This is a genomic window from Paenisporosarcina sp. TG-14 (assembly GCF_000297555.1).
Classification (GTDB): domain Bacteria; phylum Bacillota; class Bacilli; order Bacillales_A; family Planococcaceae; genus Paenisporosarcina; species Paenisporosarcina antarctica.
Genome location: NZ_AMGD01000052.1, coordinates 21,265 through 28,419, shown reverse-complemented (window position 1 = coordinate 28,419; position 7,155 = coordinate 21,265). Strand labels below are relative to the sequence as shown.

Genomic DNA, 7,155 nt, shown 5'->3' with positions numbered 1-7,155 from the left:
GACTTGAGTTGACAATTTACATTAATTTACTTAACTTAATATAGACATGGATCATCATCAAATAAAAAATTAGTAAAGAGAGGTGATTAACTTGTTTAAAGATAATATAACTGAGGTATTCGATTTTTTATTTTACGATGATAAAGATTCAGTTATAACTTTTAAAAAAGGAAAAGGAATTTTAAAAATGAATCCTGTGGCTAGAGAATTTTTCTCGTGTCACAAGATCGATGAACTTGAAAAAAAAATGGACAAGTCATCATTAATAATTTGGAATAATTTTTTACAAGATGCAATAATTTCAACTATTGCAAAATGTCAAATTTACTTATTAGACTCGTGTGAAAATGTTTTTCTTTTTGAAGGATGCTATGATCGATCGAATTTCCAGTATGTTATTCGTTTTAAACAAGCTCAAAAGAAAATTATATCTAGTGGAAACGTTTTAGATTTTTTAAAGTATGAATCGATTTTCAAACATGCTCCATACGGATTAATATTGACGTCTGTTGAAGGCGTAATTATTGAAGTTAACCAAAAAATTGATATTTTTTTTGAAATATCTTCACGTGAATTTGTTGGGGAAAATTTTAAGTTACTATTTGATTTGTTACCTGATTCAAAACCTGATTCAATTCAATATATGAAGACATTATTAACTAAAGGCTCTGCAGAGCTGATAGCATCTAAATTTGATGAAAGTGGAGTAGAGAAGTTTTATCATGTAATCTCCATTTTTAATGAAAATGTAAATATATATATGACTGTCATTTGTGATGATACAGAAAAGATTCATCTAAGAAAACAAATAGAACATTTGCGCTCGTTATCAACATTAGGGCAATTGGCTGCTAGTATTGCACATGAAATACGTAATCCGATGACTTCTCTAAAAGGATTTACTCAATTACTGTCACATCAAGTAACTAAAGAAGGTAGCCAGTATCTTAGCATAATAGAGAGTGAACTTAATCGTATGGATTCTATTCTCAATGAATTCTTAGTGTTATCAAAGCCAACTGAGAAATCTTTTCGTTTTATTTCCTTATCATCACTAATCTCACAAGTTGTTGATTTTATGCATCCTCAAGGAATACTTAAAAACATAGAATTTGATTATGTTTCATGTGATCAGGGGTCTGACTGCATTCTAGGAGACTCTTATGAATTAAAGAAAGTATTTATGAATATTTTAAAAAATGCAATTGAAGTGATGCCTAAAGGAGGAAAAGTCACGATAACTCAAAATTTAATTGAAAATAATCAAGTTCGTGTATCAGTGACAGATCAAGGTGAAGGTATAACTGCAGATCAAATGCATAAAATCTTTTTGCCTTTTTATACTTCTAAACAACAAGGAACTGGCTTAGGTCTTCCGCATGCAGTTCAAACAATCGAAGATCACGGAGGATATATAGATGTTGAAAGTGAAATTAATCAAGGGACTACGTTTAATCTTGTTCTCCCACTTTATCCAATGGATTCATTAGAAGTGAATTTGATACCTGATAAACAATATGCAAAGTCTTCTAACTAGCTAAAAGTCTTCTGATATACAATTAAAAAATACCTTTTTAAAATTAAATTATTACGTACTCTCCAATGGAAAAAAAGAACAATGGGACATCTCATACGCTTTAGGAAAGACATACTAATTATTATCATTTTGACAAAGTTCTTATGTTCCCTATATACTAGTTTTAATTAGAGATAATGGGAATAAAGGTGATTTGAATGAAATCTGAAGAATTAACACAATCCTTAAAGTTATTTATCGTACTCTCAAGAGCACATAAAGCAATACATGAAAGTACGAATCAATTTTTTCAAAAGAACGGGTTAAATCCAACTGAATTCGCGGTGTTAGAGTTGTTATTCCATAAAGGCAGACAACCTTTGCAAAAAATAGGTAATAAAATCTTACTTGCCAGTGGATCAATTACGTATGTTATCGATAAGCTTGAAAAGAGAGGCTTCATAAACCGTGTTTCTTGTCCGTCAGACCGTAGGATAACGTTTGCTGAAATTACTACTGAAGGGGAAGCTTTCATGGCTACGTTGTTTCCAGAGCATGAAAAACAGTTGCATGAGATAATGTCTGCTCTTAATCCTGATGAAAAAGATCAAGCCATCGTTTTATTAAAGAAGTTAGGCTTATCAATTAAAGATTTATCATATTAATAATAAAAATTCCGGCTCAATTATTGAGCCGGAACTTTTATTGTTTTTCTGCTATTGTTTCGCCCATTTTTAAGAATGCATCTGTTAGATTATAAGCATTCCTGTCAAAAATTGTTAATCGAACAATAAGATTCTCTTTTTCAAATACAATTCCTGTAACTGTACCTATTTCCGCAATCATTTCATATCCAATTTGATTTGAAATGCCTTCACCTTGAGGTAATTTTTCTTTATCGCTAATTTGCAAGGGTTCTTTACCAAAAGTAACAGCAGCCATTGTTTCTTTCATATTGTTGGCAATTATTTCATAAGATGCTTCATCCTTTGAAATAGTTTCTATTCGCATGAATACTGCTGAGTTCTCTTCTAAGAAAAGAGCATCTTTATTAGGTTCTTCCCCTGTTAAGCTAAATTCATCTAATTTGTATATTGAATAATTTTGTTCGTCGCTCTCAGTTAATTTCGCCGAGTCTTCTTTTACTTCCCCACTTACTAAATAAGTGAGTATTTTATCTGTACCTCTTTCTTCAGTCACCGGTTGTTCTTGTTCGTTTTCATCTTCTTCTGGAATTACTTCAACATCCTTTGTTTCTTCAGTTTCAACTTGCGTATTAGGTTCATCTTTACTAGTAGATTCATCTTTTGAGTTACATGCAGCAAGCATGGATATAACGAGTGTTAGCAATGCAATTAAAAGCCATGTTTTTTTCATTAAATATTCCCCCTTCAAGTGGTAGTCATGATGTAGTAGTTATTTGTTTCAAGAATTGAGTGGTAATACTAGAAATAGGAGGACAGTCATTGTAATATGAGCAATAATGATAAGCGGCATACTTTTTTTCCACTCATACAAGAATCCCCAAAGCAACCCAGAAGTAATTGCAGCAAACACGCCTAACCAAAATCCACTAAAAGACATGGATAAGCCGAAAAGTATTGAAGATGCCAAAACGGAAAAGAAGGGGCTCATATAAGCTTTTAATTTTTGTTGGATAAAACCGCGCCAAAATAATTCTTCCCCTGGTATGATAATTAGTATTAGTAATATATAGTGCCAAACTGAGGTTGGTCCAAAGTCAGTTAAAAATTGTTCAACTGAAATCGCTGCTTTATCAGTAAATATGGAGAAAAAACGATAAGCAATTGCGATAAGACCATAAGTGAGTGTACCATAGCCAATACCAAAAACTAAGTACTCCCATGTTTGCACTTCGTCTTCTATTTTACCGATAACAAATGATAAGGCCATAAATAATAGCATTGTGAACGTATACATATACCAAAAAATTTTTTCATTTGAAAACGCGAAGAATAGTAATACATAGACTGCAACTAGTAAGGCAGTCCATCGTAGATGAGGAGCTAAAATATTCAATATTTACACCTCCAGTAAATTTTATTTTTATTCTCATATGTAGATGGTTAAGAGTTTCGTTCTTTAAGGTATACTACTTTATAGCGTTTATGTTAACAACTATTAATTCATATATCTGCTACCATCCTTAGACTTTTAGCTCCTTCACTAAGTTATATTTAATATTGCATGATATTTTTTCTGCCGTAAAGTTTTTTTGCAACAGCTTAAAAACATTTTAGTTTTTATAAATAAAGGAGATATTTGATGAATACATATATACAACAGCTGGATGAATTAAGGGAGGGGGTTGTATCCTCCATTTCAATTGGAAAAGAAGAATTTTTTGAATTTCGAGAAGTACTAATTCAACGAGAAGACTTTAAGCATTTCCGTGGTACTGCAAAACAAGGTGGGTTTGTTATTTATACATACGAAGCAAATTCCCGAAGTTGATAAAATTTCGTTCTTCATCTAAATAAAGATGTGTTAAAAAAATTGTGAAAAGTGTATAATATATGGTGATATGAATATGCAATGGGAGGAATAACGTGCCAAAATTAATTCTTGAGGAATTAGAACATACGAGAGAGAAAATGATTCAATCCGCGCTTGAAAATGGTTTTGGAAACGTTAACACTATCCATCTTAGTGAAAAGCTAGATCAACTATTAAATGCATATCATTTGAAAATTTCCCTATAAAATAAAAATGAACTTATTCTAGAACTAAGCGATACTTGCTTAGTTCTTTTGTGTAAGACTCAAATATATTATGTACTCGAAAAATCTATAAGATACCTAAAATTAAAAGCAACTGACTAGGAGATATATGTCATTACTTATCAGGTCTGAAGAATCATTGCTCGTTTCAAACTGTATTAGAATGTATTCAGAATCAAGTACAATGTTTTAATTAATAAAGCTTTTAATAAAATATTTTTAAAAATAGGTTTAAAGAAATTGAAATATGGGGAAAGTATATTTGAACACAGCAACATTCTCATTTCCCCCTTTTTATAGGACACTTTCCCGAGAGGAATGTGTCCTACTTTTTTGTTTATAGAGGTTATTCCCACTGTGTATGTATACTTCTCTTTAAATCTAAGTTAACAGAGGATTAAGTAAGTCCATTTAAGTTTCTAAATATAGACTACGTATGTACTGCATACTGTAGATACATTGAAATTGTAATTTAAAAACAATCTATTAAGACTTCCTAATGTATAAAATGGTTGTTTATACATTAGGACTTACAAATGTTTAACTACTTTATGTTCATCGTAAAAAAACATCACCATTTTCGGAATGTTCCGATGCTTATATGTAGGAACTTTGGTAAACTAATAGACATCAGATAATGAATCAACAAATTGGGGGATGAGGGTACATAATGATTGAGAAAAAACATATAGGCTTTATAGGTACAGGAGTTATGGGTAAAAGTATTGTAAAACATTTATTATCTTCTGGTCATAAAGTTTCAATTTTTACACGTACAAAAGAAAAAGCGCAAGATTTAATTGATATGGGTGCAAAGTGGGCTCAATCCCCAGGTGAAGTCGCATCACAAGTTGACGTGGTTTTTATTATGGTTGGTTATCCATCCGATGTTGAAGACGTTTTTTACAGTGAACAAGGAGTATTTGCAAACGGGAAGTCAGGATTAATTGTTGTTGATTTGACTACTTCTAAACCTACTCTTGCTATTGAACTTTATGAAAAAGCATTAACATATGGTATGAGTTTACTTGATGCACCCGTCTCAGGAGGAGATGTTGGAGCAAAATTAGGGAAATTATCTATTATGGTCGGTGGCGATAAAGAAGTCTTCGATTCTATTACCCATTTGTTTAAGCTATTTGGAGAGCATATTGTTTATCAGGGTAATGCAGGAGCAGGCCAACATACCAAAATGGCTAATCAAATTGCCATTGCCTCTAATATGATTGCAGTATGTGAAGCAATCACATATGCTAAAAAAGCAAAGCTAAATCCAGAAACGGTCTTACAGTCAATTTCAATGGGGGCTGCTGGATCTTGGTCTTTATCAAATCTGGCACCTCGTATGTTAAAAGATGATTTTGAACCAGGATTTTATATAAAGCACTTCATTAAAGATATGGGTATTGCATTGGATGAAGCTAAAACAATGGGTATCCAATTGCCAGGTTTAGAAATGGCTTACTTAATGTATCAAAATCTAGCAGAACAAGGATTTGAAAATGAAGGAACACAAAGTTTAATAAAAGCTTACAATAAATAGATTAAAACTTAGCGGGGTGTTAAGAGTGGACAATCAACAAACGGCTCCACGGAGTCCATTGGCTCTTTATTTAGCATTACCGATTTTATCTTGGGCTTTTTATGACTTTGCAAATACGATTTTTTCGTCCAATATCAACACTATATTTTTTCCGTTTTACACGGATGAAATTATTGGAACAAGCGAAGCAAGACAACAAGTAGCAAGTACGTTTGTATCATATGCTAATGCAGTTGCCAGTTTTTTCTTAGTTATTTTTTCTCCATTGTTTGGTGTGTGGATTGACCGAACAGGTTACAAAAAACGATTCATTGTATGGTTTACATCCATTTCAATCATCGCAACTTTTATGATGGGGGTTTTTGGAGGTATACAAACGGATGCACTTATATGGGGAATACCACTGTCTTATGCATTGGTCGTTATAAGTTTCGTTATTGCAAAATTCTTTTTCAATTCGAGTCTTGTTTTTTATGACTCGATGATGAGTGATTTAGGAACAAAGCAAGAAATGCCTTTGATCTCTGGATTCGGAGTGGCAGTAGGCTATATAGGGACGATTGTTGGATTGCTTGTTTATTTACTAGTCAGTGAGGGGGAATTTCACAAAGCATTTATTCCAACCGCCATTTTATATTTATTGTTTTCATTACCATTATTTTTTATCAATAAAGATACACCGATACCTAAAAATAAACGAGTAAAGGGTTCATTCTTTGACGGTTATAAAGAAATCATTAAAACGATTAAAGACATGAAATCAAACAAGCCCGTCTTTACTTTTATGGTTGCGTATTTTTTTATTAACGATGCAATCGCAACAACAATTGCCATGATGGCAATTTATGCAACGGTGATTGTCGGCTTTTCATCCGGCCAATTCATTATTTTATACCTTGTGTCTACGATATCCACCGTAATTGGATCTTTTGCATTTGGTTATATTACAAAAAAGATTGGAGCCAAAAATTCTGTAACGATTGTCGCTGTGTTAATGATTGTTGCATTATTTGTTGCAGTTTTTGCTTTAGAACAGTGGATGTTCTGGATAGCAGGCAGTATGTTCGGCGTATCTCTGGGATCAATGTGGGTTACATCGCGTACATTAATTATTGAACTAACACCAGATGACAAGAGAGGTCAATTCTTTGGTTTGTTTGCATTCTCTGGTAAAGTTTCTTCAATAATTGGACCAGCAATTTACGGGACCATAACGTATCAATTACAAGATTATGGACCACTTGCAAGTCGAATTGCATTATCCACATTGATTGTAATGACCGTCATAGGACTAATCATTCATTTACGTGTAAAGCAAGATTCATCAAAAGTCAGTTCTGTTTAGATACTTTAAA

The 7,155-nt window shown here is 32.5% G+C and carries 8 protein-coding genes; 6 read left to right on the top strand and 2 right to left on the bottom strand.

What is annotated here, in order from left to right; all coding sequences use genetic code 11:
- Positions 1-82 precede the first annotated feature (82 nt).
- Both C406_RS0114175 and C406_RS0114170 read left to right on the top strand, forming a co-directional pair.
- A complete protein-coding gene (locus tag C406_RS0114175) occupies positions 83-1,537 on the top strand; it encodes an ATP-binding protein (RefSeq protein ID WP_036654774.1) in 1,455 nt (484 codons plus the stop codon).
- Between the two features lie 197 nt (positions 1,538-1,734).
- On the top strand, positions 1,735-2,181 hold the full coding sequence (locus C406_RS0114170) for a MarR family winged helix-turn-helix transcriptional regulator (RefSeq protein ID WP_017381307.1): 447 nt from the start codon (positions 1,735-1,737) through the stop codon (positions 2,179-2,181).
- Positions 2,182-2,218: 37 nt separating this feature from the next.
- Here the strand turns inward: C406_RS0114170 and C406_RS0114165 are convergent, their stop codons facing one another.
- Both C406_RS0114165 and C406_RS0114160 read right to left on the bottom strand, forming a co-directional pair.
- The gene (locus C406_RS0114165) at positions 2,219-2,893 is read right to left on the bottom strand and encodes a hypothetical protein (protein ID WP_017381306.1); all 675 of its coding nucleotides are present in this window, start codon (positions 2,891-2,893) and stop codon (positions 2,219-2,221) included.
- 48 nt (positions 2,894-2,941) lie between these two features.
- Complete coding sequence (locus tag C406_RS0114160; protein WP_017381305.1) at positions 2,942-3,556, bottom strand: CPBP family intramembrane glutamic endopeptidase; 615 nt, start codon at positions 3,554-3,556, stop codon at positions 2,942-2,944.
- Between the two features lie 246 nt (positions 3,557-3,802).
- Between C406_RS0114160 and C406_RS0114155 the strand changes: the two genes are divergently transcribed.
- The 4 genes from C406_RS0114155 (at position 3,803) to C406_RS0114140 (ending at position 7,145) form a co-directional block, all read left to right on the top strand.
- On the top strand, positions 3,803-3,991 hold the full coding sequence (locus tag C406_RS0114155; protein ID WP_017381304.1) for a hypothetical protein: 189 nt from the start codon (positions 3,803-3,805) through the stop codon (positions 3,989-3,991).
- A 95-nt stretch (positions 3,992-4,086) separates the two neighbouring features.
- Positions 4,087-4,239, top strand: a complete 153-nt coding sequence (locus C406_RS20275; RefSeq protein ID WP_017381303.1) for an aspartyl-phosphate phosphatase Spo0E family protein — start codon at positions 4,087-4,089, stop codon at positions 4,237-4,239.
- A 688-nt stretch (positions 4,240-4,927) separates the two neighbouring features.
- The gene (locus C406_RS0114145; RefSeq protein WP_017381302.1) at positions 4,928-5,800 is read left to right on the top strand and encodes an NAD(P)-dependent oxidoreductase; all 873 of its coding nucleotides are present in this window, start codon (positions 4,928-4,930) and stop codon (positions 5,798-5,800) included.
- Positions 5,801-5,825: 25 nt separating this feature from the next.
- Positions 5,826-7,145 (top strand): MFS transporter, encoded by a 1,320-nt coding sequence (locus C406_RS0114140; RefSeq protein ID WP_017381301.1) that lies wholly within the window; start codon positions 5,826-5,828, stop codon positions 7,143-7,145.
- The last annotated feature ends 10 nt before the right edge of the window (positions 7,146-7,155 follow it).

Excerpts from the sequence above, each read along its gene's own strand:
- C406_RS0114170 (WP_017381307.1), top strand. The coding sequence starts at position 1,735 with ATGAAATCTGAAGAATTAACACAATCCTTAAAGTTATTTATCGTACTC.
- C406_RS0114165 (WP_017381306.1), bottom strand. The coding sequence starts at position 2,893 with ATGAAAAAAACATGGCTTTTAATTGCATTGCTAACACTCGTTATATCC.
- C406_RS0114155 (WP_017381304.1), top strand. The coding sequence starts at position 3,803 with ATGAATACATATATACAACAGCTGGATGAATTAAGGGAGGGGGTTGTA.
- C406_RS0114145 (WP_017381302.1), top strand. The coding sequence starts at position 4,928 with ATGATTGAGAAAAAACATATAGGCTTTATAGGTACAGGAGTTATGGGT.